The 25,810-nt window shown below is 55.9% G+C and carries 26 protein-coding genes; 17 read left to right on the top strand and 9 right to left on the bottom strand.

The genetic code is table 11. The features are described 5' to 3' along the window. The first annotated feature begins 9 nt into the window (after nucleotides 1–9). Both Y017_RS00660 and Y017_RS00655 read left to right on the top strand, forming a co-directional pair. Entirely contained in the window at nucleotides 10–420 is a 411-nt protein-coding gene (locus Y017_RS00660; protein WP_011588529.1) for a CBS domain-containing protein, read from the top strand. A gap of 50 nt (nucleotides 421–470) precedes the next feature. Next, nucleotides 471–1,049, top strand: coding sequence for a DUF805 domain-containing protein (locus Y017_RS00655; protein WP_035458264.1), 579 nt, complete (start codon nucleotides 471–473; stop codon nucleotides 1,047–1,049). 129 nt (nucleotides 1,050–1,178) lie between these two features. Here Y017_RS00655 and Y017_RS00650 read toward each other — a convergent pair whose 3' ends face one another. Then, nucleotides 1,179–2,159, bottom strand: a complete 981-nt coding sequence (locus tag Y017_RS00650; protein WP_035458261.1) for a malate dehydrogenase — start codon at nucleotides 2,157–2,159, stop codon at nucleotides 1,179–1,181. Nucleotides 2,160–2,302: 143 nt separating this feature from the next. Here Y017_RS00650 and Y017_RS00645 point away from each other — a divergent pair, with 143 nt between their 5' ends. Then, a complete protein-coding gene (locus Y017_RS00645; RefSeq protein WP_035458258.1) occupies nucleotides 2,303–3,391 on the top strand; it encodes an NAD(P)/FAD-dependent oxidoreductase in 1,089 nt (362 codons plus the stop codon). Here the strand turns inward: Y017_RS00645 and Y017_RS00640 are convergent. Further along, nucleotides 3,373–4,410, bottom strand: a complete 1,038-nt coding sequence (locus tag Y017_RS00640; RefSeq protein ID WP_231483320.1) for an AraC family transcriptional regulator — start codon at nucleotides 4,408–4,410, stop codon at nucleotides 3,373–3,375. The genes Y017_RS00645 and Y017_RS00640 overlap by 19 nt on opposite strands. A gap of 558 nt (nucleotides 4,411–4,968) precedes the next feature. Between Y017_RS00640 and Y017_RS00635 the strand changes: the two genes are divergently transcribed. The 6 genes from Y017_RS00635 to modC all read left to right on the top strand — a co-directional run bounded on the left by Y017_RS00635 (nucleotide 4,969) and on the right by modC (nucleotide 10,496). Further along, the gene (locus tag Y017_RS00635; protein ID WP_035458257.1) at nucleotides 4,969–6,486 is read left to right on the top strand and encodes a carboxylesterase/lipase family protein; all 1,518 of its coding nucleotides are present in this window, start codon (nucleotides 4,969–4,971) and stop codon (nucleotides 6,484–6,486) included. A gap of 141 nt (nucleotides 6,487–6,627) precedes the next feature. Next, complete coding sequence (locus tag Y017_RS00630) at nucleotides 6,628–6,987, top strand: BolA family transcriptional regulator (RefSeq protein ID WP_011588535.1); 360 nt, start codon at nucleotides 6,628–6,630, stop codon at nucleotides 6,985–6,987. Beyond that, nucleotides 6,984–7,937: a rhodanese-related sulfurtransferase gene (locus tag Y017_RS00625; protein ID WP_011588536.1), complete on the top strand. Its 954-nt coding sequence runs from the start codon at nucleotides 6,984–6,986 to the stop codon at nucleotides 7,935–7,937. Before Y017_RS00630 ends, Y017_RS00625 begins: the two co-directional genes overlap by 4 nt. An 81-nt stretch (nucleotides 7,938–8,018) precedes the next feature. Beyond that, on the top strand, nucleotides 8,019–8,747 hold the full coding sequence (modA, locus tag Y017_RS00620) for a molybdate ABC transporter substrate-binding protein (RefSeq protein ID WP_035458255.1): 729 nt from the start codon (nucleotides 8,019–8,021) through the stop codon (nucleotides 8,745–8,747). Then, entirely contained in the window at nucleotides 8,737–9,423 is a 687-nt protein-coding gene (gene modB, locus Y017_RS00615; RefSeq protein ID WP_035458254.1) for a molybdate ABC transporter permease subunit, read from the top strand. The genes modA and modB overlap by 11 nt, the downstream gene beginning before the upstream one ends. Next, nucleotides 9,420–10,496 carry a molybdenum ABC transporter ATP-binding protein gene (gene modC, locus Y017_RS00610; RefSeq protein WP_035458253.1) on the top strand — a complete coding sequence of 359 codons (1,077 nt, stop codon included), beginning with the start codon at nucleotides 9,420–9,422 and terminating at the stop codon, nucleotides 10,494–10,496. Before modB ends, modC begins: the two co-directional genes overlap by 4 nt. Here the strand turns inward: modC and Y017_RS00605 are convergent. Both Y017_RS00605 and Y017_RS00600 read right to left on the bottom strand, forming a co-directional pair. Then, nucleotides 10,474–11,622, bottom strand: a complete 1,149-nt coding sequence (locus tag Y017_RS00605; RefSeq protein ID WP_035458252.1) for a prolipoprotein diacylglyceryl transferase family protein — start codon at nucleotides 11,620–11,622, stop codon at nucleotides 10,474–10,476. The two genes, modC and Y017_RS00605, sit on opposite strands and share 23 nt — an antisense overlap. Before the next feature lie 135 nt (nucleotides 11,623–11,757). Then, nucleotides 11,758–12,015 carry a hypothetical protein gene (locus Y017_RS00600; protein WP_011588541.1) on the bottom strand — a complete coding sequence of 86 codons (258 nt, stop codon included), beginning with the start codon at nucleotides 12,013–12,015 and terminating at the stop codon, nucleotides 11,758–11,760. Nucleotides 12,016–12,238: 223 nt separating this feature from the next. On the opposite strand from Y017_RS00600, the gene Y017_RS00595 reads away from it, so the two are divergent. Further along, nucleotides 12,239–13,807, top strand: a complete 1,569-nt coding sequence (locus Y017_RS00595; protein WP_035458251.1) for a GMC oxidoreductase — start codon at nucleotides 12,239–12,241, stop codon at nucleotides 13,805–13,807. Nucleotides 13,808–13,834: 27 nt separating this feature from the next. Then, entirely contained in the window at nucleotides 13,835–14,419 is a 585-nt protein-coding gene (locus Y017_RS00590) for a hypothetical protein (RefSeq protein WP_035458249.1), read from the top strand. Between the two features lie 208 nt (nucleotides 14,420–14,627). Here the strand turns inward: Y017_RS00590 and Y017_RS00585 are convergent, their stop codons facing one another. Together Y017_RS00585 and Y017_RS00580 are read right to left on the bottom strand one after the other, a co-directional pair. Continuing rightward, on the bottom strand, nucleotides 14,628–15,185 hold the full coding sequence (locus Y017_RS00585) for a YecA family protein (protein WP_231483318.1): 558 nt from the start codon (nucleotides 15,183–15,185) through the stop codon (nucleotides 14,628–14,630). Between the two features lie 123 nt (nucleotides 15,186–15,308). Beyond that, nucleotides 15,309–16,397, bottom strand: a complete 1,089-nt coding sequence (locus Y017_RS00580; protein ID WP_231483317.1) for a diguanylate cyclase — start codon at nucleotides 16,395–16,397, stop codon at nucleotides 15,309–15,311. 152 nt (nucleotides 16,398–16,549) lie between these two features. Here Y017_RS00580 and Y017_RS00575 point away from each other — a divergent pair, with 152 nt between their 5' ends. From Y017_RS00575 to Y017_RS00555, 5 genes are all read left to right on the top strand, one after another. Then, nucleotides 16,550–17,644 (top strand): acyl-CoA dehydrogenase family protein, encoded by a 1,095-nt coding sequence (locus Y017_RS00575; protein ID WP_035458246.1) that lies wholly within the window; start codon nucleotides 16,550–16,552, stop codon nucleotides 17,642–17,644. A 9-nt stretch (nucleotides 17,645–17,653) separates the two neighbouring features. Next, nucleotides 17,654–18,850 carry an acyl-CoA dehydrogenase family protein gene (locus tag Y017_RS00570; protein ID WP_035458245.1) on the top strand — a complete coding sequence of 399 codons (1,197 nt, stop codon included), beginning with the start codon at nucleotides 17,654–17,656 and terminating at the stop codon, nucleotides 18,848–18,850. Nucleotides 18,851–18,962: 112 nt separating this feature from the next. Next, entirely contained in the window at nucleotides 18,963–19,760 is a 798-nt protein-coding gene (locus Y017_RS00565; protein ID WP_035458244.1) for an SDR family oxidoreductase, read from the top strand. After that, entirely contained in the window at nucleotides 19,760–20,614 is an 855-nt protein-coding gene (gene ttcA, locus Y017_RS00560; RefSeq protein ID WP_011588549.1) for a tRNA 2-thiocytidine(32) synthetase TtcA, read from the top strand. Before Y017_RS00565 ends, ttcA begins: the two co-directional genes overlap by 1 nt. Before the next feature lie 230 nt (nucleotides 20,615–20,844). Continuing rightward, a complete protein-coding gene (locus Y017_RS00555) occupies nucleotides 20,845–23,004 on the top strand; it encodes a malate synthase G (protein ID WP_011588550.1) in 2,160 nt (719 codons plus the stop codon). Between the two features lie 160 nt (nucleotides 23,005–23,164). Here Y017_RS00555 and Y017_RS00550 read toward each other — a convergent pair whose 3' ends face one another. Beyond that, entirely contained in the window at nucleotides 23,165–23,929 is a 765-nt protein-coding gene (locus Y017_RS00550) for a hypothetical protein (protein WP_035458243.1), read from the bottom strand. A 165-nt stretch (nucleotides 23,930–24,094) separates the two neighbouring features. Between Y017_RS00550 and Y017_RS00545 the strand changes: the two genes are divergently transcribed. Then, the gene (locus Y017_RS00545) at nucleotides 24,095–24,772 is read left to right on the top strand and encodes a tRNA (guanosine(46)-N(7))-methyltransferase TrmB (protein ID WP_035458242.1); all 678 of its coding nucleotides are present in this window, start codon (nucleotides 24,095–24,097) and stop codon (nucleotides 24,770–24,772) included. A gap of 106 nt (nucleotides 24,773–24,878) precedes the next feature. On the opposite strand, the gene Y017_RS00540 is transcribed toward Y017_RS00545, so the two are convergent. After that, the gene (locus tag Y017_RS00540) at nucleotides 24,879–25,376 is read right to left on the bottom strand and encodes a hypothetical protein (protein WP_035458241.1); all 498 of its coding nucleotides are present in this window, start codon (nucleotides 25,374–25,376) and stop codon (nucleotides 24,879–24,881) included. Nucleotides 25,377–25,379: 3 nt separating this feature from the next. After that, nucleotides 25,380–25,805, bottom strand: a complete 426-nt coding sequence (locus Y017_RS00535; protein WP_035458240.1) for a GNAT family N-acetyltransferase — start codon at nucleotides 25,803–25,805, stop codon at nucleotides 25,380–25,382. Nucleotides 25,806–25,810 lie beyond the last annotated feature (5 nt).

The following is a 25,810-nucleotide window of genomic DNA, read 5'->3' as shown; positions in this document are numbered from 1 at the left end:
GGAATAATTATGCTTAAGTCCATGCGGGTAGCGGAATACATGAGCCGCCGTCTTATCACCTTTTCCCCCGATATGTCCGTCAGTGAAGCCATTCGTACCTTGCTGGAAAATCAAATTTCCGGTGGCCCGGTGGTGAATGAGGCGGGCAGCGTGGTAGGGGTCTTTTCCGAATCTGATTGCCTCAAGGGGGCGCTGGAAGCAAGCTACCACGATACGGAAATTGGTTCGGTAAAAGAATATATGAGCGTGGATCTGCAGACCGTAGAAGGCTCGGATTCTATTCTTGATGTGGCAGAGATTTTCCTTGCGGATCACCGTCGTCGGCTGCCGGTGATGGATAACGGAAAGCTGGTTGGCCAAATCAGCCGCCGGGACTTGCTTCGTGCCATGGAAGACTTTGGGCATCGCCACACACTGTAGTGCTTGATTCAACTTCTTTGAACGCTGTTTGAACTCCGGGGGGAGTCACCATGAACCAACCTTACCAAGCGCCTAAGGCGGATGTTTCTATGGCCGGAAGTCAGGAGACGTATCAGCCCAAGTTTCTATCGCTGTCTGGTCGTATCGGGCGTATGCGGTATTTTGTCTATGCGGCGGGCCTTACGCTGCTTTTCTATTTGGTCATGGGCATTGCTGCAGCACTCGTGATCCCTGGCATTATGAGTGCTGGCCAAAGTGCTATTGGTGTGGGTGCCGTGATAATAGGGTTGATTGTCATGGTGGGGTTTATTGCTTTGATGGTGATGAGCTGGGGCTATATGGTGCGTCGCCTCAATGACATCAACGCCAGCGGTTGGTTGAGCCTGTTAATGCTAGTGCCGATTGCCAACCTAGTGTTGGGCCTGGTGATGTTGTTCAAACGCGGTAGCGAGGGTCGCAATCAGTACGGCGCGGCCCCAGTGAGCAACTCAGGCGGTGTGAAAGCAGCCTTTGTCATTGTACTGTTGCTGATGGTGGGCTATTTCGGAGTATTGTTCCCGGTCACCATGGCAAATTATGCGAATTATTCGCAACAGGCCATGCAGCAGATCGATTATTCCGAATACTGATGACTTGCGTTTGAAATTGAAAAAGGGCCATTGCGGATTCTAAGTCGTATGGACCCTGCTGCCGCTGCGCAGTACAGCGGAAACAAAAAAGGGGCTCTGAAGAGCCCCTTTTTATTGCCTGACTAAACCTTACGGCAGCAGGTGAGAAACAGCATCACGTTCTTCGGCCAGTTCCTGCTCGGTGGCTTGCATTTTGCCACGGGAGAAGTCATTGACCTCTAGGCCCTGAACGATAGTCCAGTCGCCATTCTTGCAGGTGCAAGGGAAGGAGTAGATCAGGCCTTCCTGAATGCCGTAGGAACCATCACTGTAGATGCCCATGGAAACCCAGTCACCTTCGTCGGTGCCCAGTGCCCAGGAACGCATGTGGTCCACGGCAGCGTTAGCAGCAGACGCGGCGGAAGACGCGCCACGGGCCTTAATGATCGCTGCACCACGCTGCTGTACAGTCGGGATGTAGTCGTTTTCATACCAGTCTTGCTCGACCTGATCAATGGCTACTTTGCCATCCACTTCACAGTGATGCAGATCAGGATACTGAGTGGAAGAGTGGTTGCCCCAGATGAGCATCTTCTTCACGTCATTGACGGTTTTGCCCAATTTGTTGGCCAGTTGCGCCATGGCACGGTTGTGGTCTAGGCGGGTCATGGCAGTAAACTGACGGGGATCGATGTCAGGCGCGTTGCGTTGGGCGATCAGGGCATTGGTGTTGGCCGGGTTGCCGACAACAAGAACCTTGATGCCTTTGCTGGCATTGTCGTTGATGGCTTTGCCTTGGGCGGAGAAGATGGCTGCGTTAGCTTCCAGCAGATCTTTACGCTCCATGCCCGGACCACGCGGACGAGCACCAACCAACAGCGCGTAGTCGGCGTCTTTGAAGGCCACGTTGGCATCGTCGGTACCGGTGATACCGGCAACCAGCGGGAATGCGCAATCTTCCAGCTCCATGATGACCCCGTTCAGGGCTTCCAGAGCAGGGGTGATTTCGAGCAATTGCAGAATAACGGGCTGGTCTTTGCCAAGCATGTCGCCGGAAGCGATGCGGAACAGCAGGGAATAGCTGATTTGGCCAGCGGCGCCGGTGACGGCTACGCGTACGGGTGCTTTCATGAACAATCTCCTAGCTTTAATTCGGGAGAACTTATGTGGCTGAAACCGAGAGGACCGCTGAGCAAGGTCAATGGGTCAGGGTCCATGACGGCGCGCATTATAAAGGACCCGACGGCTAATCGCACGGAATCAGAGGTATATATATGAGCAACTGGGATGTGCTGGTTATCGGCGCCGGCCAGGCGGGCTGCGCGGCAGCATGGGATTTGGCCGCAGCGGGCCTGCGTGTGGTGGTTATTTCCCGTGCCCAACCCCGTGCTAAGCCCTGTGCGGGCGGGGTTACCGAAAAGACGCTGGCTCGTTACCGGTTCAGTATTGCATCGGTGGTTCGCGAAACGGTGTCCACCCTAGCGGTGAGCCATACCTCTTCGCCCATTCGCCACCTAAGTGCCCAAGCACGGTTCTGTGTGATGACTGAACGGTCAGAATTGGATGCTCTTTGTCGCGCCAATGCTGAGCAACAGGGCGTCGTGTTCTGCGACACCGCAGGACTACGATCACTTCATCAGGAGCCTAACGGGGTTTCTGTGCAGACCCGGGAAGGTCAGCGCTTCACCGCCCCCTGGCTGGTCGCTGCGGATGGCGCCAACAGCGCTGTGGCGCGGATGCTGGGAGAGCGGCATCTGCGCGGTGCCATGGCCATCGAGGGGTGCGTACCCCGCAAAAACATACGTGATTACCCTCCCATGACGCTGGATTTTGGTGCAATTCGCGGCGGCTATGGCTGGCTGTTTCCCAAGGGGGACCATGTGAACGTGGGGCTCTATGTATGGCGCCATGGGGTGGCAGCGCCGGAGCGTTCCGCTCTGCAGCGTTACAGCCTTGCCCGTTTGGGCGCACAGGCCGAGCAGGTAGCGGGCTATCCTCTGGGGACGTGGCTGCCTAACACCCGGTTGGTTAATGGACGGGTGTTGTTTGTGGGCGATGCGGCAGGGTGCACGGAAGCGTTGCTGGGAGAGGGGATTTACGGCGCGGTACTTAGTGGGCAAATGGCTGCCCAGGCGTTACTGAGCAGTGAGCCGGAAATAGCCTACCCCGCCTCACTAGCAGGCTGGCGTGAAGAACTACACCAAGTCACTCGGCTTGGGCAGCTGTTCTATGGCCTATTACCCATTTCTACACGGCTGCTGCAGAGCCGGTTGGGGGCGACACTGGTTGATGGTTTTGCCCAGGGGCTGACCCTGGGGCAGTGCAAGCGCCAGTGGCGGGGGGCTCAGTTGTCGAAAGGCTGATGGCCTTGATGGCTCCGGTATTGCACCGGTGTGATACTGAACCAGCGTTTGAAGGCGCGATTGAAGGCACTTTGCTCGGAGTAGCCCAGATCTAGCGCGATTTGATTAACGGAACGTTCACTGTGCAGCAGCCAGTCGCAGGCTAGGCGGCGGCGCTCGTCTTCCAGTAGGCTGGAAAAATCGGTGTTCTCGGCACGCAATTGCCGGCGCAGAGTCCAAGGCTTTATACCGAGCTGATCGGCAATGGGTTCCAGCTGCGGAACGCCCTGTTGCAGGCGATTCTGGATTTCTAAGCGCACCTGTTCCAGTAAATTGTCTCGGGCGTGGTACTGGGTGACGGCGCGTTGCATACGTGAGCGGGCCACCTTGTGAACTTCCGGATCGGCATCGCGCAGGGGCAAATCTAACATGTGGGCGGGTAATACGATGGCGTTTTCTGGCTGACCGAAGCTCACGTTGCAGCGGAAGATACGCTGATATTCAGTCTCATCGCCTTGCGGTGAATGTTTGAAAAGAATCTGCGTTGGGTTCAGTTCCTGGCCAATTAGCCAGCGACCGTAAATGATTGCGGCCGCAAAATTGGCGTCCACTCGTGCTGGATAGGTTGGCAGCGCTTCCAGGTCACTTTCCCACATTAAGCATAGCGTTTTGTCTCCATGATATTCTCGCCACTCGAAGCGCAATTGGGCGTATTCAGTGGTGACTTCCATAAAGGGAATCATCAGCTCTATAGCATCCCCCAGTGTGGCACTGGACATGCTGGCATAACCCAGTTCCCCCATGAAACGCGGGCGAATCCCTTCCCCCATGTGTAGACCGAAAAGGGGGTCGGCGCTGTCGGCAATGGCCTGCGACAGTAACTGATTCTCGATGGCCATGGATATTCGTGACTGGGGGTCTTCTAGATCCTCGTTGCTAATACCAGATGCTACTAGCGCATAGCTCAGGTCCACGCCGGCACGCAGCGCTGCATCCAGCAAATATTCCACCCAGAAAGGGGCGACAGTTTTATGCTTCAAAGAGGAAGCTAGGCTAGCGCACGGCATAGGCTCGCAATTGTTGTTATGGCGTCAGAGGGTCACTAGATAACGAAACGGGGCGCGGCAAGTCAACACTTGCCGAAGGGTTAGGCCTAGATTGATGGCTTATTGAGCGAGTTAGTGAACTTATGGTCTGAACGGCGCAGTGCAGGGAAGGGCGGATGCTCACTGGCGGGCAAATAGCGGGTTGTCTTTGTTCTCCACACGGATGTAGACACCAGAACAGTATTATTGATTTTCCCTAGGGCGCTTCGGTTTTGGTAGTCACTTGCTCGTAACGTTTATTGACGCGTTTGCGATGGCGGTGGTCTTACATAATAGAGGCTTCACTTGGTAGAAATTTCAATGGGTTTTCAACGCTGTGCGCAATGGCCTCAATGAAGGGGGGAACAAGGTTAGGCGACTAATAAGTTGTGGTGGCTCATGTTTTCTAATAATTGAACAGCAAGCTCGGCCTACGCTTTAGTAAGTATTTTGTTAGGGTAATGGCCTTATTTTTCGGTCGGCTAACCGGCGTGTGAACCAGGAGTGAGGACGATGACAGCAATAATTCGTCAGGGGCGTTATCAAGGACTTAGCAGCAAGGGCGTAACGGAGTATCGAGGTATTCCGTTTGCCAAGGCACCACTGGGTGAGTGGCGCTTTAAAGCCCCTCAACCGCTACCGGACAGCGAAGACAGTGTTAACGCTGACCGTTACCCCCTGGCGTCATTGCAGCCACGCAATCCGATAATGGGAATTCAGGAATCCGGTGAAGATTGCCTTTATCTGAATATCTGGGCCCCTGAAGGTGAGGGCCCGTTTCCGGTGATGGTGTGGTTCCATGGCGGAGGCTATATGGCAGGCTCCACGTCCCAGGCTCTATATAATGGCGCAGAGTTAGCACGCAGCCAAAAAGTGGTAGTGGTTAATGCGGCATACCGTTTGGGCGCCATGGGCTTTGCGGATTTTTCGGCGGTGGCGCCAGAGTTGGATGCCGATACCAATCTGGGCCTGCGCGATCAGTTGGCGGCGCTACAATGGGTACAAGAGAATATTGCCGCTTTTGCTGGCGACGATAAGCAGGTGACGATCTTTGGTGAGTCTGCTGGTGGTTTCAGCGTCTGCTCATTACTGGCCTGCCCGCAGGCTGATGAGTTATTCCAAGCGGCCATTGTGCAGTCAGGGGGAGCGGATTTTGTGCTAGCCCCGGATCAGGTACGCAAGGTCACTGATGCGTTTGTGGCAGCCTTGCCGGGCGACGGCAGCGCCGCCGAAAAGCTGCTCAGTGCGGATAACAAGGGCTGGATTAAGGCCCAAAATGCGGCGGTGAAAGTGTTGGTGGATCGAGGCTTGCGTACCACTACACCTCAATTTGCCATGAACTTCTTGCCCATGGTGGATGGTGACGTGCTGCCGCAATTGCCGGTTGATGCCATCGCTGCAGGCGCTGCTGCCAACAAGCGTGTAATGGCTGGCGTATGTCGTGATGAATTCAACTTCTTCCAGTACGCTGGCGTGCTGGCTGGCACAACCACCATGGACGCCCTGAGGGAAATCAGCGATGAGGAAATTGTGCGCCGATTTGAGCGTGCGCTGCCCGGTAATGGCCGCCGTGCTTTTGATTATTACCAGACAGCGGTGGAGCCGGATGCACGGCGCAGCCGCCTGGACTGGTTAGCGGCTATGGAATCCGATCGTCTGTTTCGGGTGCCCACAGTGCGCCTACTTGATGCCCAGAGCCAGCATGCTCAGTGCTGGGGGTTTCAGTTTACCTGGCCCAGCGAGCCCTTCGGTGTGCCACTGGGGGCCTGCCATGTGGTGGACGTGCCCTTTGTCTTCGGTGTGACAGATACCCCAGCGGGAATGTACTTCACCGGAGGTACGAGTGAAGCGCGGGCGCTGTCTCATCAGGTGCAGGCAGCGTGGGGCACTTTTGCGCGGGGCGATGCGCCAGGCTGGAATGCTTGGCAATCGGACCGTCAGGTGTGCCAGCTGGGCCCGGGTGAGACCATGGCTTCCTTGTTGGATGAAAGTGGCGAACAGCTCTGGCGAGACATCATCCCGGTGGTTTGAACCGGATTTCCACTACCACACAAAACCCGTAGAATACGCCCCCCGTAGGGGGCGTTACGCCTTACGCACAGCTGATATAATCTCCCTATCCGCAGTACTTTCTGCAGTGCTTTTCTGAAACGGTTCCGGCCGAGGTGGACTATGAGTGTAGCGACATTGATCGAGCGCAAGGTTTTCGAGGCGGTGCCTGTGGCACATTTCGCCCTGGAAAATGAAAGCCACAAGCACAGCGTGCCGCCAAACTCGGAAACCCACTTCAAGCTGGTGCTGGTGAGCGAGGTGTTTGCCGGCATGATGCCGGTGCGTCGCCATCAGATGCTCTACAAAATTCTTGCTGAAGAGTTGGAGGGGCCTGTGCATGCGCTGGCATTGCACACCCATACGCCGGCGGAATGGCAGGCCAAGGGGGGCGAGATTTTGGCGTCACCGGACTGCCTGGGTGGCAGTAAACATGACCCGCAATTCAGCAAGGGAGAATCAACGTTGGGAGAGAAGTCGTGAGTACCCAGCATCGGGTGGAAACCCCACATAGTATTGTGGTGGCGGCGTTGTACAAATTTGTTCGGCTGTCTGGGTTCGAGCAATTGCAACAGCCGCTGCTGGATCTGATGCACGCTAACGATGTGCGCGGCACTTTGCTTCTGGCCAATGAGGGCATTAACGGCACAGTTTCCGGCCCCCGTGCCGGGGTGGATGCGGTGTTGAACTGGCTCAAGAGCGACGAACGCCTGGCGACGCTGGAGCATAAGGAGTCTTTCCACGACGAGCATCCATTTTTGCGTACCAAGGTGAAGCTAAAGAAAGAGATCGTCACCATGGGGGTGGAAGGTATTGACCCTACCCGCACCGTGGGCACCTACCTGTCACCGCAGGAGTGGAATGAAATTATTGCTGATCCGGACACGGTGTTGATCGACACCCGCAATGATTATGAAGTGGAAGTCGGTACCTTCAAAGGCGCCATTAACCCCGAGACGCGCACCTTCCGGGAGTTCCCAGAATACGTTAAGCAAACCTTGGATCCGCAAAAGCACAAAAAAGTGGCCATGTTTTGTACCGGCGGCATACGTTGCGAGAAGTCCACGGCTTATCTGAAAGAGCAAGGCTTTGATGAGGTGTACCACCTGAAAGGTGGCATTCTCAAATATCTGGAAGAGATGCCTAAGGAAGACTCTCTATGGGAAGGAGAGTGTTTTGTCTTTGATGAGCGAGTGACGGTGGATCATGACCTGAATCCTGGCGAATTTGATCAATGTCACGCCTGTCGTCGACCTATTAGCGATGAGGACAAGCGCTCAGCGCAGTTCCAGCTGGGGGTTTCCTGCCCGAAATGTTTTGATGAATCCTCACCGGAGCAAAAACAGCGCTTTGCGGAGCGGCAGAAGCAGATTGAGCTAGCCCGCGCCCGTGGCCGCCAGCACCGCGGCCAGAACCCCCGCAAATCCTCCTGACAGGGCCATCGTGCTGACTTAGACTGGACGATTCCCGGTGTATCGTTCCAGCGTAGCCTCAATATAGTCGCGGTGTAGCCCATGCGGATTTTGGTTGTTGTTTTGATGAGCGTGCTCAGCGTGCCGGTGGCAGCTGGCACCGTTCAGGTGGCGGTGGCGACTAATTTCGCACACACACTGAAACGTCTGATTCCCTTATACGCGCTGCGCCATCCGGCTGACCGGATTGGCGTGACGGTGGCGTCCACCGGCAAACTGGCGGCACAAATTCGCCAAGGCGCGCCCTACGATATCCTCCTCGCCGCGGACCAGCGTCGCCCTGAAGAACTGGCTGCGGACGGTTTTCTGGATTCTGCCTCCATTCGCACTTATGCCCTGGGTACTTTGGTGTTGTGGACACCCACTCGGGGCGTTTCGCTTGCCCCAGAGAACTTGCGCCAGGGCCATGTTCAGCCACTGGCCCTGGCCAATGCCCGCACGGCACCTTACGGGGTGGCGGCGGAATCGGCACTGCTGCATGTGAAACTGCCCCAGGGAGTGAAACGAGTTACCGCTGAAAACGTAGGCCAGAGCTATCATTTTGCCCACAGTGGTGCTGCCGCCGCAGCCTTTGTGGCATTGAGCCAAGTACAGCAGCAGGGCGGTAGCCAGTGGCGAGTGCCGGCGCATTGGTACGCGCCGATTGTTCAGCAGGGGGGGCTGCTAGGCAAGAATGATACTGCGCAGCGGTTTTATGATTTCCTTTTCAGCCCTCAAGCCCGAGCCCTAATTGAACAGGCAGGTTATCAGGTGCCCGATGATGCTTTCTGAGGGTGATTGGCTGGCGTTGAGTGTCAGTGTTCAGTTGGCGTTGCTGACCACGGTTATCCTGATCGTGATTTGCACACCGCTGGCCTGGTGGCTAGCGCGTCGCCGTTTGCCCGGCCAAGCATTGCTGGAGGCCGTGTTGGCGCTACCTTTGGTATTGCCCCCCTCGGTGTTGGGATTTTATTTGTTGATCGGATTGGGGCCGAATGGGCCTGGGGGCTGGTTGGCTAATGTGGTTGAACAACGCTCGCTGGCCTTCACTTTTACCGGGCTGGTGGTGGGGTCGGTGGTGTATTCCTTGCCCTTTGTTCTGCAGCCGCTAAAGAATGCGTTTTCCGCTATCGACTCCAAACAGTTGGATATGGCTGCAGTGACGGGTGCCGGGCCACGGGATCGATTCCTCTCTCTGGTATTGCCCCAGTGCCGGGAAGGGTATGTCTCTGCGGCGATTCTGGGCTTCGCCCATACCTTAGGCGAGTTTGGTGTGGTGCTGATGATTGGTGGCAGCCTGTCCGGACAAACCCGGGTAGCCTCGGTGGCGCTGTATGAGCATGTGGAAGCGGGGGATTATGTTAGTGCTCATCGGCTTGCCGCGGTTCTGCTTGGCCTGTCGTTGTTGCTGCTGTGGGGGCTGTTCCGCTGGCAGCGTGGCCGTTCCGGCCCAGGAGCCATGCCATGAGTCTGGCGTTGTCGATACGCGGGCGGCGTGGTGCTTTCCAGCTGCAAGTGGATGCCACCCTGCAACCCGAGGGGGTTACCGTGCTGTTCGGCGCTTCCGGTGCAGGCAAGAGTTCGTTGCTGCGCATGGTGGCAGGGCTAGACCCATGCGAAGGCACGATCCGTTTTTCCGATCAGCTGTGGCGGTCTTCGGGGCTGTCGTCTGAGCGTAAAAACGATGTGGATTTGGCGGTTTGGCAGCGGCCCATCGGCATGATGTTTCAGCAACCCACGCTGTTTCACCACCTTACCGTGCAGGGCAATCTGAACTATGTGGCGCGGCGGCGGCGCAGCCCTATTGGGCAGGTGGAACAGGTGATCAAACAGACCGGTATTGCGCCGTTGCTGTCGCGTCGCGTGGACGGTTTGTCTGGCGGAGAGAGCCAGCGAGTGGCACTTGCCCGGGCTTTGTTGGGCACACCCCGGTTGTTGCTTCTGGACGAGCCGCTCTCGGCTCTCGGGGAGGAGCACAAGCAGGGATTACTGGATCTGATTGCCTTGGCGGCGCAAACGGTGCCGGTGCTGTATGTCACACATAATATGGATGAGCTGCTACGTCTGGCAGACCAGGTCTGGCTGATGGAGCAGGGCCGGGTGGTTGCTCAGGGGCCGGTCGGCCAGGAGCTGTCACGGCTGGATGGTGTGTTGGCTCAACGCGCGGATGCAACCGCTTTACTGGCTGGCGAGGTGGGGAGCTATGTCAGAGAAGATCACTTGCAGGGCATAAGAGTGGGTAGCCACACCCTGTGGCTACCTGGTCTCCAGCGGCTGACTCCTGGCGAGCCGGTGCGGCTGCGGATTGCTGCCCGAGATGTAAGCCTGTGCCTTAGCGCGCCCAACGACAGCAGCATCCTCAATATATTGCCTGCTCAGGTGGTTGGCCTGCGCGATGTGGGTCCTGGGCAATGCCTGGTCCAACTTCGCCTGGCTGGCCAGTGTATTTTGGCGCGTATTTCCGGTCGCTCTGCACGTCAGCTTTCGCTGTTTCCTGGCACCGATCTTTATGCACAGATCAAAGCCGTGGCACTGGTGTAGTGGCGCCTGGGGGGCTGTTGCGCTGCGCGGGCTTAGCACAATGTTTATGCTTTTGCTCGCAACCCGCCTGGCTCCGCCAGTCGGCCGCTAGGCCGAAGCGAAGCTCCCCGGTGGTAATGGTGCTGGTGCCGGAGAAGAAGAACATGATTACCGTGATCAATTGCAGAGCCAAGATCACCCCCGGCGACCACAAGCTGGCCAGCCCCATGGCGAGTAGAGGCTGCAAATCGCCATGGCTAGGCAGTGCAATGCTAATGGCCACCCCGTACAGGGCGGCCAGTAAAGCCATCAGCTGGTACACCGAGAACAGGGTACTGCCACCGCGATAATCCGCCCGCAACGTTTCTGAATAGACTCGCCACAGTTGGCTACCCACCAGACTCAAAGCAAAAGCCAGCGCAAATAGCTGGTGAAAAAACAGGGCACAGCAAAATAAAGCCAATGCGGTATAAATCACGCAGGTCACCGCTTGTATGGGGATCACTTTGACGGCTTCCATTTCGCCTGCAAACGCAATTTTCTTGGTTTTGCCGATGAAGACATGATTCAGCGTAGCAAACATGCGCTGAGCCCAGAGTGGTGCATCGTGTAATGCTTTTCCGTAGCAACAGCCGAAACTGATGCAGGCCAGCCGCCCGATACCTTCCCCCATTACATAGGCAATGGACATCGCGGCAAGCATGGGCAGGGTGGGTAGTGGCGTATCCCACCAATGTTGGCTGGCCTTGTCGGCAAGCCAGAGAAAAATGGGCGCAATAATGATGCCGACAAAACTGGCGCCACCAACGGTAAAACCGTGACGGTTTTTCTCTACTAGGGTGGCGATAATTTTCGCCGCCGGGAGGCAGATGATGAGAACGCCTAGGGTGAGAGCAAGGCTGGTTACCAACGACACACCGGCAGAGGCCGTTAACAGGATGAACGTGGCGACACCGAGGCCTCCGGCCAAGCCAGTAAACAAGCCGTAGAAAGTCAGGTTAAGCCCTTGCCAAGAACCATTGTGGTTTTTCTTCAGTGGTAGTGAAGCAACAAACTGCCAACGTTCCTCCGGTAAATGACGAAACAGTAGGCGAAACCCAAGCCCGAACAGCAGGGCACAGACAAGCAAAAACAGATCCGCAGCCATTAGCTAGCTCCTTCGACGGTTTTGGCCAACACTGCGGGTATAAGGGGGCGAAGGAATGACAGAGCGATGACGCTTCAGTGACAGCGATGCGGGTGTGTAAAAGAGAGGAAGAAAGGGCAATATAAAGGAGGCTAATCAGTCACGGTTACGCAGAAAACTCTCAGCGGCCTGAACGATTAATTCGGTGACAGAGCGGTCTTCCATCAATGCCTGCATTTTTAAGCGTTTATGAAGATCGGCAGGAATGTCCGCAGTCAGGCGGCGGTAACCTTCACGAACGGCACCCTGACGCGGTGTTCTCTGGCGCGACGCGCTGGTCACTTTTGGGGGGGTAGCAGCTCGCTTACGCGGGCGGGCTTTCTCTTCGAGAGTAACGAAATCAATCTGTTCCATGGGGGCTGCTGTGGGCCGGCAAAGATGCCGATCAGGGTACTGGAAAGTGCTGTAAATAGACAGGATTGGTACTTAAATTTATAGTGCAAAAAATAGTACAAAAGATGATTGCAATGTTTGTATGACCACGGGGCCTCTGCAAAACACGATGCATGCTAAGCATGGCAGAGATCTTGTAATGGGGGCAGAGGGCAGGTTCAAAAAATAAAACACTGGGGACAACATGGAAAACGTGGATGTGCTGGTCATCGGCAGTGGTTTCGGGGGCGCTGTAATGGCATGTCGGTTAGCAGAGAAGGGCCGTAAGGTTGTCGTGCTGGAGCGGGGACGACGCTGGCTGCCTAGTGATTACCCCTCTGTTTCACAGAAAGACTGGTTCTGGGATGAAGCGGAACCGGAAAAACAAAATGGATGGGTCGATTTCCGCAATTTCGGCGATATGAGCATTGCCATGGGCGCAGGCGTTGGCGGTGGGTCGTTGATCTATGCCAATGTAAGCATTGAGGCTAAACCAGAAGCGTTCGACCAAGGTTGGCCGCAAGCGATTAATTATGCCACCTTGAAGCCTTACTATGACATCACTGGAGTGATGCTCAATGTTCAGACCTTGCCCGCCAGCCAGTGGACGCCCCGAACCCATTTGATGAAAGAGGCGGCAGATGCGGTAGGTGCGGGGGATCGATTCACGGTGCTGCCCCAGGCAATTACATTCGATCCGGATTGGCGAGCGGAAAACGACGACTCTTTCGATTATCGCCACAGTAAGATGTGGGTAAATGCCCAGGGAAAGCAGCAGGGTACTTGCACCCATTGTGGCAATTGTGATTTGGGGTGTCCGGTTAAGGCCAAAAACACCTTGGATCTTAATTATCTGGCAGCGGCAGAAAGCGCTGGTGCGCAGATCCGTCCATTGCATCACGTGCGTACCATTCGCCCGCTGGCGTCAGGAGGTTTTGAGGTGCGCGCCATGGATCTGGACGCGCGTGGCTGGCGAGTCTTTAAGGCCAATAAAGTGATTGTGGCCGCTGGCTCCCTGGGCTCCACTGAACTGTTGCTGCGTTGTCGAGATCAATACAAAACGCTACCAAAGTTAAGCCGTAAACTGGGGCATAACTGGAGCAGTAACGGCGACTTTGCCACGGCGGCGTTCTACGATGATCGACAGATTTCACCCACCCGGGGGCCAACCATCACCAGTGCTATCGATTACTTGGATGGATCGGATAACGGTGCCCGTTATTTTGTAGAAGACGGCGGTCTTCCGGATATTCTTGGAAGCTGGCTGGAGCGATTGGGCAAACAGCCTCGCTTTAGTAGCACACGGTTAGGAGCCGCGATGCTCAAGTATGGCGATAGCAGTAACCCCTTTGGGAAAATGATGCCCTGGTTTGGTCAGGCCATGGATGAACCGGGCGGTACTTTTTCCTTGGGGCGGCGTTGGTATTGGCCCTGGAAGCGTGAGCACCTGAAACTGCGTTGGGACTACCGCAAGGCAGAAAAAGCCGTGCAAGGCCTGGCCGATCGCCATTTAGCGCTAACGGCGGCCACTGGCGGTAGCCCGATGGCTCCAGTCACCTGGAGCTGGTTCAAGAATTTGGTTACCCCGCACCCTCTGGGCGGCTGCAATATGGCGGACTCTGTGGAACAGGGGGTGGTGAATCATGCCGGGGAAGTGTTCAATTACCCTGATCTCTATGTGATAGATGGCGCCATGGTGCCGCGGGCACTGGGCTTAAACCCGTCCCGGACCATCGCAGCACTGGCGGAATATTGTGCGGCTCAGATGGACTAAATTCCCAGAGAGGAGTAACGCAGAAGCATGAGTGATGCCCGTTTCCATATCGTGTTTTCCGGGAAGTTGGTCGGCGGCGCCGATTTATCCACGGTGAAGAGTAACCTGGCACGGTTGTTCAAAATGGATAATGCTCGGGTGGAGAGGTTGTTTTCGGCTCAGCCGGTGGTGATCAAGAAAAACACCGATCAGGCTACCGCCATGAAGTTTCGGGCGCTTATGAAGCAAGCGGGCGCTGAATGCGAAATCAGGCCGGTGGCTGTGCAGTCAGCTCCCGAATTGGCAGCAGCACCGGTGCCTTCGTCGGGAATGCCGGCCACATCGGTTGAGTCCTACCGGTCAGCCGGTGAGGCCCGTATCCCAAGTGCGGGCTCAGGCGGCTTGGAGACAGTAGGAACCATTCGTACCGGAGGTACCGGTTTTTCAGGTGCCTTTTCGGTAGCAGATGTGGGGGAAAACTTGAATAACGCGGAACATGCGCCGCCTCCAGCGGCACCGGATGTCAGTCATTTGAGTATGGCGCCGCCAGGGGAAAGGCTGGGGCAGCCAACTGGCGTGGCGCCTCCGGCGCAACCCGACATCCGTCATCTGTCACTCAAAGACAACGAGTGACACGTAATGCCAGGATTCGCCTCGCATTGCGAGGGCGCTAACGTTGCCTGCAAGTTGATGTTGCTCGGGTTCGGGTTCATCTCATTGAGTGGGTCGAGTCGCTTGTGGCGACCTTCTTGTACTGGATCACGCACGTTACGCTTGATTGCATTGATTAGTGATAGAAGGGGGTGGAGCAGGGCAACCGTAGCGAGGGCTGCCGCAGAGGTTAGGCTGACTCGCCGCCTTCATCCGGGCCGTGAAAACACAAAAATAGCTCTTCAATGAGCTCAGGAATGCCCAGAGCCATTTGTCTAACCACCTGAGTGTTCTCCCACAGGGCGTCAAGCGCCTCATCCTCATCAAGCCCAGAAATAAGAATAAACGGTAGCAAGAGATTAGCGATGGTTTCTTCGTCGATTGCGTACCATTGGGACTCCTTCACGAAGACGCCAGTCATAAACCCAGCACACCAGCTGGCCAGATCTTGCCCATCTTCTTCCTGGTAAGGATCAAGCAGGCAAGGCAGATTAATGGTTTCACCACTGAGTAGCTGAGTCACCAGCCGCTGGCGAAGCTGATTGAGCGCAGAGGCCACGTCTTCGGGTACAGGCATTTCTAGCTCATGGGCGTAGTCGATGCTGTCGGCAAACCCGTCGTCATGGGGGCCTGCAGCCAGGGCGCAGAGCATGCCGTGAATTTCCGTCCAGGTGGGGGCGTCGTCGCCCAAGCTGGCGAAATGCTGACGAACCGTGTTTTTTAGGCTTGGATTGGTGATCTCAGACATGCTTTTCTCCCGGTGGGGAGCAAGCATACCGGCAGACGCGTCAGGGCTCCACTGTCCTGTCGCTGTTGCCCGCTATGCCTGAACTTTTTCTGGTGATTAGCTTTGGGTGTTTATTAATGGAGGTCAGTTGGCCAGCTGAATACGGTTTCTGCCCAGGTCCTTAGCCTGATACAGAGCACGGTCGGCCCGCTTAATAAATTCTTCAGCGCTTTCCCCAGGTTGATACGGTGTCAACCCGGCAGAAAATTTGCTGCGCAGATCGCCGGAAAAGGAATAGTGCTGCTGGGCGAAGCGATTACGCAGACGCTCCATTGCAGCCTGGCAAGCCTGGGTGCTTGTATGAGGAAACAAGACCACAAATTCCTCACCGCCATAACGAGCCAGCAGGTCGGATTTGCGTAGCCCCATGGCGGCGAGCTGGGCAAAGCGATGTAGCACGTCATCACCGGCGTGGTGGCCGTAGGTGTCGTTAACTTGTTTGAAATGATCCAAATCGATGATCGCAAGATGAAGCGGGTTGTTCTCCCTGTTCGCACGGGACATCTCTTCTTCTAGCCTTTCCAGAAAGTGACGACGATTGTAAAGGCCAGTTAAGTCATCACGCACGGCAATGGCACTCAGTCGATTGTGGGCTTCGTGTAACCGTCTGCGCTGTTCTCGCACTCTCGATTGCAGATTATGGATATAGCCCCCCATATAGATAAACCAGCCGAGGCCAAGCGCAAGGATGAGCCAGTGGCCAACTAGGTAAGCGAAAATTGCTTGTTGTGGCGCCTCAAACCATTCGTAGATCAACAGACTGGTAAAACAGAGTTGCGTGAAAGCCGCAATCAATAGCATTCGACGCCGATCCAGTGCGAGTACGCCGAAGGTCATGACCATAAAATAGATGCTTAGCATAGCGCCGCGCAATTCCCGGGAATAGTGCAGGATGGCGGTGGTTAACAGGATCCCCGCGGCCATCTGCACAATGGTCAGGCTGGGGTCACGGAACTGTTCGCTGATGCCGGTGCGAATCAGGAGATAGAAGAACACATTGATGATAACAATTAGCGCAAGCAAGGCCAGAGTGGGCGTGTTCGGCTCAAAGGCTGCGAGTTCCACACCAATAAAAGTGCCTGCCCACAATAAGCAATAAGAATAGAACGCCATGAGTTGGCGTTTTAGCCGAATTGCTCGCTCCGGCGCGGCGGTGGATTTCACAGTAAACACAGGCAAAACACCTAAACGAATGGTTGTTATCTTTTAGTGCAACTTTACCGTTTTTATCGGGCTAGGTCACAGACCTGTCATTGTCGATAGTAGACAGCCAATGACAGACTGTTGTTCAACTAACTGTATGTTTGCCGGGATGAGGCCCTCGTATGTCTACACCGCTTTTTGACCTGACATTAACTGAAGAGCAACGCATGACCCGTGAAGGGATGCGCAAGCTGGTTCGAGATTCCCTGTTTCCACAATCGCGTGAAGCAGATGACGCGGCGAAGGCGAATGCTCAACTGCTAAACAGTATCGCGGGTTTTGGTCTGTCGTTGATGCCGATGCCCGAAGCACTGGGTGGCGTGGGCATGCCTCGCTCACCGCTGTCCAACGCTTTGGCGGTAGAAGACCTTGCCCAAGGGGATATTTCCCACACGTTAGCAGCCTTGCAGCCGATGGCGGCAGTGAATGCATTGATAGATTTTGGTAATGAAGACCAGCAAGAACGCTGGTTGCCATCCATGGCTACAGAAAGCTTCACTGGGGCGGCTATCGCATTGACAGAGCCCCGTGCCACTTTTGAGCCATCCTCACCGGTCACCACGGCACAAAGCGCCGATGGACAAGTGGTACTGAACGGTGTGAAAAGCATGGTGCCGTTAGCAGCACAATGTGAGTGGTTTGTGGTGGTAGCGGCGGAAAAGGATGACGTATCTGCTTTTATCGTGCCGAAAACCGCAGCAGGCCTAACAATCGAATCGCAAGCGTATATGGGACTTCGTAGTGCTGAGCTGGCCACGTTGACTTTAGAATCAGTGGTGGTTCCGGAGGCCGATCGCTTGGAGCGCTTTGACCTGAATCGTTTGCTGGGTCTGGCTCGCATTGGCCAATGCGCCTTGGCGGTGGGGTGCTGTCAGGCGGTAATGGAGTACGCCATCCCTTATGTGAATGAGCGTAAGGCATTTGGTGAACCGATTGCCTGGCGCCAGTCTGTGGCCTTTATGGTGGCCAATATGGCGATCGAGATTGAAGGGATGCGGCTGATGATGTTGCGCGCCGCCAGCCGGGCCGAACAGGGGCTGGATTTCCACAAGGAAGCCTATCTTGCGCAGCTATTGTGCATGGAAAAGGCCATGGAAATTGGCACCAACGGTATTCAGCTCTTCGGTGGAGCGGGCTTTGTTCGCGACTACCCACTAGAGATGTGGTACCGGAACTTGCGCAGCATTGCCGTGCTTCACGGCAGCCTGATGGTGTAGGAGAACAGCATGATTAATTTAGAATTGCCCGAGAAGCTTAAACAAACCCAGCAGATGGCCCAGCAACTGGCCAGCGGTGTTTTTCGCCCGATTTCACGCAAATACGACGCCATTGAACACTGCGAGACTCCGGAAGAGCTGAAACCCGTGGCGCAGATGATGGCGGCTATGCCCCGTGGGGGCGGAAAAAAAGGTGGCAGTAGCGAGTCAATTAAGAATGGCATCAACATGATGGGCATTCTAGGTGTTGAGGCCATGTGCTGGGGTGATGTGGGCCTGATGTTGTCCATTCCCGGTTCCGGGTTAGGTAATGCGGCCATTATGGCCGTGGGTACACCGGAGCAGAAAGAGAAGTATGGCAAGCTTTACTGTGCCATGGCGATTACGGAACCTGGCGCTGGTTCCGATTCTGCCGCGGTCGCTACTACAGCGGTGGCAGAGGGTGATGAATGGGTGCTCAACGGTGAGAAGATTTACTGCACCGCTGGCCAGCGGTGCGATGCTATTGTGGTTTGGGCCACGCTGGACAAATCACTTGGCAAGGCCGCGATTAAGTCGTTTATCGTTCCCCGTGATAACCCTGGCGTAGAGCTAGTGCGTGTGGAAGATAAGATGGGCTTACGGGTATCCGATACCGCCGCGTTAGCGTTTAACAATTGCCGGATACCCAAAGACCATATTCTCGGTTCTGCCGAGGTGGGTGATACGGAAGAGGCACGCAAAAAATCCTTCGGCGGGGTGATGCAGACCTTCGATAATACCCGTCCACAAGTGGCCGCCATGGCGTTGGGTGTGGCGCGTGCAGCCCTGGAGATAACTCGCGATATTCTTGAAAAAGAAGGGGTTGCGGCTGATTACTCTAAACAGCCTTACAATTCAACCGCTCGAGAGTTGGAGGTATATCGGTTGGAGGCCGACTTGGAAGCGGCGCGGTTGATGACTCTCAAGGCTGCCTGGATGGCAGACAATGGCCAGCCCAATTCCCGTGAGGCTTCCATGTGTAAAGCCAAAGCCGGACGTATGGGCAACGACGTCACATTAAAGTGCGTGGCGCTATGCGGTGAGCTGGGCTACTCCGAGCGCACCTTGTTGGAAAAACTGGCTCGAGATTCGAAAATCATCGATATCTTCGAGGGCACCCAGCAGATCCAGCAGTTAATTGTGGCAAGGCATCTGCTTGGATTGTCATCGAAAGAACTGAAATAAGCACAATAGAGCGATCAACAAAAAGCGCGGCTAAGCCGCGCTTTTTGTTTTTAAGGCAGGGCAGTAGACTCTCCCTTTGTCTTTAACAAGGTCTTTGGGCAAGGGGAATCGTATGTCTGAGTCGCTGGCTGACAAGGTTGTCTGGATTACTGGGGCCTCTTCGGGCATTGGTGAAGCTTTGGCTCGAGAATACGCCAGGCGTGGCGCTCAGCTGGTGTTGTCCGCCCGCCGGGAAGAAGAGCTGGAACGGGTGCGGGCCGGTTTGGTCAATAGCGAAGCGCATTTGGTGTTGCCTTTGGATTTAGCTAACAGCGACGCCATGGAGGCGGCGGTGGAACAGGTTCGCCAAACCTGTGGCCGGCTTGACCAGGTGGTACACAATGGGGGCATTTCCCAGCGTTCGCTGGTGGCGGATACGGATTTGAGCGTAGATCGCCAAATTATGGAGGTGAATTTTTTCGGCACAGTAGCGTTGACCAAAGCTGTTCTTCCCTGGTTTAAGGCGCAGGGTGGAGGGCGGTTCGTGGTGATTACCTCCCTGGTGGGCGAGCTGCCGACCCCGCTTCGCAGTGCGTACAGTGCTAGCAAACATGCGCTGCATGGTTTTTTCGAATCTCTGCGCGCGGAAGAGTACGATCAGGGTATTCGTGTGACGCTGGTGATGCCGGGTTTTATTCGTACCCAGGTGTCCATTAATGCGCTCACCGGCGATGGCAGCCGCCAGGGCACCATGGATGACGCCCAGCAGACCGCCATGGCCCCGGAAGAATGCGCCAAACGGCTGGTCGAAGCCGTGCAGCGTGGCCGTGATCAGGTTATTATCGCCGGCCGCGAAGGGGCGGGCATATACTTGAAGCGCTGGGCTCCCTCGCTGTACCGCCGACTGATCCGCAAAATGAAGGTCACCTGATGTCAGACAACGCTGATACCAAAAAACGCACCCGCCTGAACAAACTGCAAAAGAAACTGCGCAGAGAAACGGGCCGTGCCATTGCTGATTTCAATATGATCAGCGAGGGCGACAAGGTAATGGTGTGTTTGTCCGGCGGTAAGGATTCTTACACTATGTTGGAGATTCTACGGAACCTTCAGCACTCTGCCCCGGTGAATTTCGAACTGGTGGCAGTAAACATGGACCAGAAACAGCCCGGTTTCCCAGAGCACATCCTCCCTGAGTATCTGGAAAAGGAAGGCGTGGCATACCACATTCTGGAGAAAGACACCTATTCCATCGTCAAAGAAAAGGTGCCAGAAGGAAAAACTACCTGCGGCCTGTGTTCACGCCTGCGCCGGGGCAGCCTCTACGGGTTTGCCGAGGAAATAGGTGCCAATAAAATTGCGCTTGGTCACCATCGCGATGACATCGTCGAAACCTTGTTTCTGAACATGTTCTATGGCGGCAAAATGAAAGCCATGCCCCCCAAACTGCGCAGCGATGACAGCCGTAATGTGGTGATTCGCCCGCTGGCGTATTGCCGCGAGAAAGACATCATCGAGTTCTCGGCCTTGAAGGAATACCCGATCATTCCCTGCAATTTATGTGGCTCCCAGAAGAACTTGCAGCGGCAAGTGATTAAGGAGATGTTGCAGCAATGGGACAAGCAGCAGCCGGGACGGATTGAAAATATCTTTGCCGCAGTGCAAAACATCGCCCCTTCACAGCTGGCGGATACCCGCCTGTTTGACTTCGAAAACCTTGAGCAAGGGCAGCAGCAGGGCGGTGATCAAGCCCATCGTCTCGATGTGGTTAATCTGTTCGGGTGATCAAAAAATAACAAAACAGACTTTGTTTACCACTAAACATGATTCACGGCGCCGTTTCCGGTAAAATGCGGTCGCCTTATTTCGGGGCGCCCGCCTTTATGCGCCTTGAACCGTTCCCCCGGGCTTTCGCGATGATCCACACGGTAGCGCGCTGACGTAGACCTGTTGCCGGATTCTCTCTGAACGTCCCGATTAATCAAGATTCTCTCGACCAGAAGGGTAGGAGCACCATGACCGATCGTATTCAGAAGGGTGGCCTTGAAATCGCCGCCGAACTCCATGATCTGGTAGTCAATGAGATTGCGCCGGGTACCGGCGTCGACCCGGAGCACTTCTGGGCCGAGCTGGAAAGCATCCTTAATGACCTAGCCCCCAAAAACAAAGCGCTACTGGCCAAACGTGACGACCTGCAGAAGCAGATCGACGCTTGGCACAAGGCCCGCGTGGGGCAGGCCATCGACATGGCTGAGTACAAGCAGTTCCTAACCGAAATTGGTTACCTGCTACCCGAGGGCGAAGACTTTAACATCACCACCGAAAACGTGGATGCGGAAATTGCCACCATTGCTGGCCCGCAGCTGGTTGTGCCGGTGAAGAATGCACGCTTTGCCTTGAATGCGGCGAATGCTCGGTGGGGTAGCTTATACGATGCCCTGTACGGCACCGATGTGATTTCCGACGAGGGGGGTGCCGAGAAAGGTGGCGCTTACAACCCGAAGCGCGGCGCCAAGGTGATTGCCTGGGCCCGTGACTTTTTGGATAACTACTTCCCGCTGGCCAGTGGCTCCCACAAAGACAGCACTGGCTACGCCATTGAAGACGGCAAGCTGGTTGTGTCTCTGGGCGAAGAGAAGACCGGCCTTAAAGACGCATCTCAGCTTCAGGGTTTCCTGGGCGATGCCGCAGCCCCCACTGGGGTGCTGGTGAAGCACAACAATCTGCATGCGGAAATTCAGTTCGACGCCAGCCACCCGATTGGTGCTGACGACGCGGCCAACATGAAAGATGTGCTGCTGGAGTCTGCCATCACCACCATCCAGGATTGCGAAGACTCTGTCGCCGCTGTGGATGCGGAAGACAAAGTTGAGGTTTACCGCAACTGGGCTGGCCTGATGAAAGGCGATTTGGAAGAGAGCTTCCAGAAAGGCGGCAAGACGATGACCCGTTCCATGAATGCGGATCGTGAGTACACCGCGCTGGACGGTTCCTCCCTGACCCTGCACGGTCGTTCGTTGCTGCTGGTGCGTAACGTGGGTCACCTGATGACCAACCCGGCCATTCTGCACAACGGTGAAGAAACGCCTGAAGGGATTATGGATGGCATGGTCACTGTACTGGCCGCCATGCACGACCTGAAAAAAATCAACAAGCTGAGTAACAGCCGCACCGGTTCGGTCTACATTGTGAAGCCGAAAATGCACGGCCCGGAAGAAGTGGCCTTTGCGGTTGAGCTATTTGAGCGCATAGAAAAAGCATTAGGTTTGGCCGCTAACACATTGAAAATTGGCATTATGGACGAAGAGCGCCGCACTACTGTGAACCTGAAGGAGTGTATCCGTCAGGCCAAGGATCGCGTTATCTTCATCAACACAGGCTTCCTCGATCGCACCGGTGACGAAATGCACACCTCCATGGAAGCGGGCCCCATGGCACCTAAAGGTGAGATGAAAACCCTGCCGTGGATTAGCGCCTACGAAGACTGGAACGTGGACATTGGCCTGGAATGCGGCCTGAAAGGTCACGCCCAGATCGGTAAAGGCATGTGGGCCATGCCCGATGAAATGGCACAGATGATGGCCAACAAGGCGGGTCACCCGAAAGCGGGCGCCAACTGTGCCTGGGTGCCGTCACCCACTGCCGCCACCCTGCACGTAACCCACTACCATGAGATCAACGTGGCCGAGGTTCAGGAAAAGCTGGCCGGCCGTGCCCGCGCTTCTCTGGACGACATCCTCACCATTCCACTACTGACCCGTGAGCTGAGCGCTGAAGAAATCCAGCAGGAGCTGGATAACAACGCGCAAGGCATGCTCGGCTACGTGGTTCGCTGGATCGATAGCGGTGTGGGCTGCTCCAAGGTACCCGACATCAATGATGTGGGCCTCATGGAAGACCGTGCAACCCTGCGGATTTCCAGCCAGCATGTCGCTAACTGGCTGCACCACGGTATCTGCAGTAAAGAACAGGTACTGGAAACCATGAAGCGGATGGCGGAAGTGGTAGATCGTCAGAATGCCAATGATCCCGACTATGTGCCCATGGCCAAGGACTTCGACGGCTCCGTTGCCTTCCAGGCAGCCTGTGAGTTGGTATTTGAAGGCTGCGCTCAACCAAGCGGCTACACCGAACCGGTTCTGCACCGTCGTCGCCGTGAACTGAAAGCGAAGTAACGCTTTCAGCACACAAAAAAGCCCCGCGAGTCGGGGCTTTTTTGTGTGTAAGCCTCAAGCCAGATGATGATTGCCGTGCCGGCGGCTGGTGCTGAAAATTAAAAATCAGCAAGCGGCCAACTAAAATCCGTCCCCTTATCCATGTCCTTGCAGCGTGCGACTACTCTTTCTCCACCATCACCTCTAACGGCAAGGTCAAGCTTTGCTGCCGACCCTGATAGCTTCCAATGCTCTGGTCGGTTCCGCTTTGAGTCATGTTAATGCTCCCCATGGGCTGCCAACGCCCGAGGGTAACCCGCAGGGTCGTGGCGCTGTGTTTGGTGCGCGCGGTGTTGTGACGAGTGGGCTGGTCAAAGCGCTGGCTGATTTGCAGGACCACGCTGCCGTCCGTGCCCAACTGGGGCAGTACCTGAATGCCCTGATCGAGCTGCACAAGCTGGGGTCCGTAATAACTGCCGCTGAGCGCCACAAGCGAGCCTTGGCTGATGTAGGCGGGGTAACCATTGAGAGTGCGGATTTGGTAGTGATCTTCACGTTGTTGTTGCTGGTTCTGCTGGTCGATGCGCACCTCGCCCTTGATAATCGGCGCTTGGCCCGATTCGATGCGGCCCCGTACGTCAGTATCAATGCGGGCTTGTTGGCGGGCAGCGCTATGCTGGCGACGCAGATGCACGATCAGCGTTGACGGGGCAGTCTCCAGCCTGCCCAGTACGCTTTGCAGTTCCTGCATGTTGGCCTCACTGGTACGCACAATCAGTTTGCCCCGGTAGGCCCGTACGCTGCCGCCGACCGGCAGTAGTGGTTCAATCACCGGCACCAGGGCCGGTGCGTCAGGGCGCTCCAGCACATGGATGGTCATGCCTTCAGCGGTGCACGGGACGGGAAAGGTGAGCATGATGACGAGCAGGCTGAGGCACAGGCGCATGGCGTCCTTCGGGGTTTCAAGGTTGGTCGTGCTGCTTTTACAGTAACAGTAGCGCCGCTAGGCACCGCTTGTCACTTACTGCGCAAATTCCACCAAGGGCTGGCACTGACGGCTCTTATCCCTACAATGTGCCTCCCCCAAGTCGCTTTGATGGTTAGAAACGCCATGTTTGCCAATAGCCGTGCGGTTAGCTCGAATCAGACGGGCATTCACGAGGATCTGGAGAAAGTGGTGCGCCGGCATCTGGCCTCGGTTTGGCGAGCGCCCATTGCAGACCATGACCACGCGTCGTTCGAGCAGGTTGTCACATGGCGCAATGAAAACGGTTTGGAGCGTCCGCTGATGGTGGACTCGGGTTGTGGAACCGGGCGCTCGTCAGTGCTATTGGCGCAGGCGAACCCCGAGGCGCTAGTGATCGCGGTAGACCAGTCCGCTAACCGTTTGGAGCGCGGTGGTCGTCGCTGGCTGCAGCCCCCGAAAAATCTGTTGTTAGTCCGTGCCGATTGCACCGGGCTGTGGCGACTAATGCAACAGCAGGGCTGGTTGCTTGACCGACATCAGATTCTCTATCCGAACCCGTGGCCGAAAAGTGCACACCTGAAGCGGCGCTGGCACGGCCACCCGGTGTGGCCAACCGTGCTGGCTCTAGGGGGAGAGTTGGAGCTGCGTAGTAACTGGCCGCTTTATCTTCAGGAAGTGCAGGCGGCACTGGCCATAAGCGGCATTGAGGCAGTATTGAGTCCGCTGACGACAGAGGCGCCGGCGGCCACGGATTTCGAAGAAAAATATCAAGCCAGCGGGCAAACCGTATGGCAGCTGATCGCAAGCCTTGCAAGGCAATGAAATATGGCCGGGTTATGCCGCTGGGAGGCTCATTCGACCTAAAGTGGTTTTGCCAATAGGCCCTTGCGCTATTAGCCGTAGCCGTAGCCGTAATTCGACCTCAGATTCAAAGTCGCAGTTCGCGCAACTCGGTTGATGCCCTACCGCGCGCCCAATGTTCAAGGAACTGTTGCGCCAAGCGCGGCGCTTGCGGTAGCCGATGGCCACACAGGTCCAGTCGAGCGGGGCGAGGCCAGCCACTGGCTTCGAACAGGCTGCTGTTATCGCCGATGGCAAAGCATTGCTGGGCATCATTATCGTCAGGCTGGGTTTGCCGCAGGGTGATGCGCGAAGGTAAGCGGCGGGACAGGTGAACCAAGCGGTGGCCGTTACGTACGGCATTTTCTATGCTGTCGAAAAGAATACGGATATCCGCCCGGGCATTGCTCAAGGCCAGAACCTTGACGGCATCGCACACAGCTGCATTGCCAGTGAGTCCATCCAGTGTCGGCACTCGAAGCCAGAGACGACGACGGCTGGCGCTGATCAGTGAGGCCAGCGCCAAGCTGGCGTTACTGCGGGCAGGGTGGTGCAGGGTGTCGTCGTCACCGATGACCAAGTGCATGGCTTAGAGCAGGGGTTTGAACATTTGCCGGTGGGGAATGTTGGCATCCATGAAAATGCCTCCAGACACCGAAAAGCCAGCCGCTTCGTAAAAGCTGGTGGCGTGGGTTTGGGCGTGTAGAAAGATTTCTTTCATGCCGTTGGCTCGTGCCGTTTCTTCTGCAGCGACCAGCAGTGAACTGCCAACACCGTAGTTGCGCTGCTCGGAGAGTACGCACAAACGGCTGATCTGCCCGGTGGGCAGCAAGCGAATACAGCCCACAGGCTGTTGCTCGGCGTCCAAGGCCAGAAAGTGAATGGCGGCGGCGTCTTCGCCATCCCATTCCAGTTCTTCCGGTACGTGTTGTTCCTTGATAAATACGGCTTGGCGGAGACCACGCAGCGCGGCTTCGTGTTTGTCCCAACGGGTTTCGATAATGCTGATAGCCATAGGGG

Origin of the sequence: Alcanivorax sp. 97CO-5, assembly GCF_000524665.1 — a bacterium.
GTDB lineage: Bacteria > Pseudomonadota > Gammaproteobacteria > Pseudomonadales > Alcanivoracaceae > Alcanivorax > Alcanivorax borkumensis.
The sequence above is the reverse complement of the archived record's forward strand: the minus strand, read 5'-3'. Positions and strand labels throughout refer to the sequence as shown.

Bases quoted from the DNA above. Each gene is read 5' to 3' on its own strand.
- Y017_RS00660 (WP_011588529.1), top strand. From the start codon at position 10: ATGCTTAAGTCCATGCGGGTAGCGGAATACATGAGCCGCCGTCTTATC.
- Y017_RS00655 (WP_035458264.1), top strand. From the start codon at position 471: ATGAACCAACCTTACCAAGCGCCTAAGGCGGATGTTTCTATGGCCGGA.
- Y017_RS00650 (WP_035458261.1), bottom strand. From the start codon at position 2,159: ATGAAAGCACCCGTACGCGTAGCCGTCACCGGCGCCGCTGGCCAAATC.
- Y017_RS00645 (WP_035458258.1), top strand. From the start codon at position 2,303: ATGAGCAACTGGGATGTGCTGGTTATCGGCGCCGGCCAGGCGGGCTGC.
- Y017_RS00635 (WP_035458257.1), top strand. From the start codon at position 4,969: ATGACAGCAATAATTCGTCAGGGGCGTTATCAAGGACTTAGCAGCAAG.
- Y017_RS00630 (WP_011588535.1), top strand. From the start codon at position 6,628: ATGAGTGTAGCGACATTGATCGAGCGCAAGGTTTTCGAGGCGGTGCCT.
- modA (WP_035458255.1), top strand. From the start codon at position 8,019: ATGCGGATTTTGGTTGTTGTTTTGATGAGCGTGCTCAGCGTGCCGGTG.
- modB (WP_035458254.1), top strand. From the start codon at position 8,737: ATGCTTTCTGAGGGTGATTGGCTGGCGTTGAGTGTCAGTGTTCAGTTG.
- modC (WP_035458253.1), top strand. From the start codon at position 9,420: ATGAGTCTGGCGTTGTCGATACGCGGGCGGCGTGGTGCTTTCCAGCTG.
- Y017_RS00605 (WP_035458252.1), bottom strand. From the start codon at position 11,622: ATGGCTGCGGATCTGTTTTTGCTTGTCTGTGCCCTGCTGTTCGGGCTT.
- Y017_RS00600 (WP_011588541.1), bottom strand. From the start codon at position 12,015: ATGGAACAGATTGATTTCGTTACTCTCGAAGAGAAAGCCCGCCCGCGT.
- Y017_RS00595 (WP_035458251.1), top strand. From the start codon at position 12,239: ATGGAAAACGTGGATGTGCTGGTCATCGGCAGTGGTTTCGGGGGCGCT.
- Y017_RS00590 (WP_035458249.1), top strand. From the start codon at position 13,835: ATGAGTGATGCCCGTTTCCATATCGTGTTTTCCGGGAAGTTGGTCGGC.
- Y017_RS00585 (WP_231483318.1), bottom strand. From the start codon at position 15,185: ATGTCTGAGATCACCAATCCAAGCCTAAAAAACACGGTTCGTCAGCAT.
- Y017_RS00575 (WP_035458246.1), top strand. From the start codon at position 16,550: ATGTCTACACCGCTTTTTGACCTGACATTAACTGAAGAGCAACGCATG.
- Y017_RS00570 (WP_035458245.1), top strand. From the start codon at position 17,654: ATGATTAATTTAGAATTGCCCGAGAAGCTTAAACAAACCCAGCAGATG.
- Y017_RS00565 (WP_035458244.1), top strand. From the start codon at position 18,963: ATGTCTGAGTCGCTGGCTGACAAGGTTGTCTGGATTACTGGGGCCTCT.
- ttcA (WP_011588549.1), top strand. From the start codon at position 19,760: ATGTCAGACAACGCTGATACCAAAAAACGCACCCGCCTGAACAAACTG.
- Y017_RS00555 (WP_011588550.1), top strand. From the start codon at position 20,845: ATGACCGATCGTATTCAGAAGGGTGGCCTTGAAATCGCCGCCGAACTC.
- Y017_RS00550 (WP_035458243.1), bottom strand. From the start codon at position 23,929: ATGCGCCTGTGCCTCAGCCTGCTCGTCATCATGCTCACCTTTCCCGTC.
- Y017_RS00545 (WP_035458242.1), top strand. From the start codon at position 24,095: ATGTTTGCCAATAGCCGTGCGGTTAGCTCGAATCAGACGGGCATTCAC.
- Y017_RS00540 (WP_035458241.1), bottom strand. From the start codon at position 25,376: ATGCACTTGGTCATCGGTGACGACGACACCCTGCACCACCCTGCCCGC.
- Y017_RS00535 (WP_035458240.1), bottom strand. From the start codon at position 25,805: ATGGCTATCAGCATTATCGAAACCCGTTGGGACAAACACGAAGCCGCG.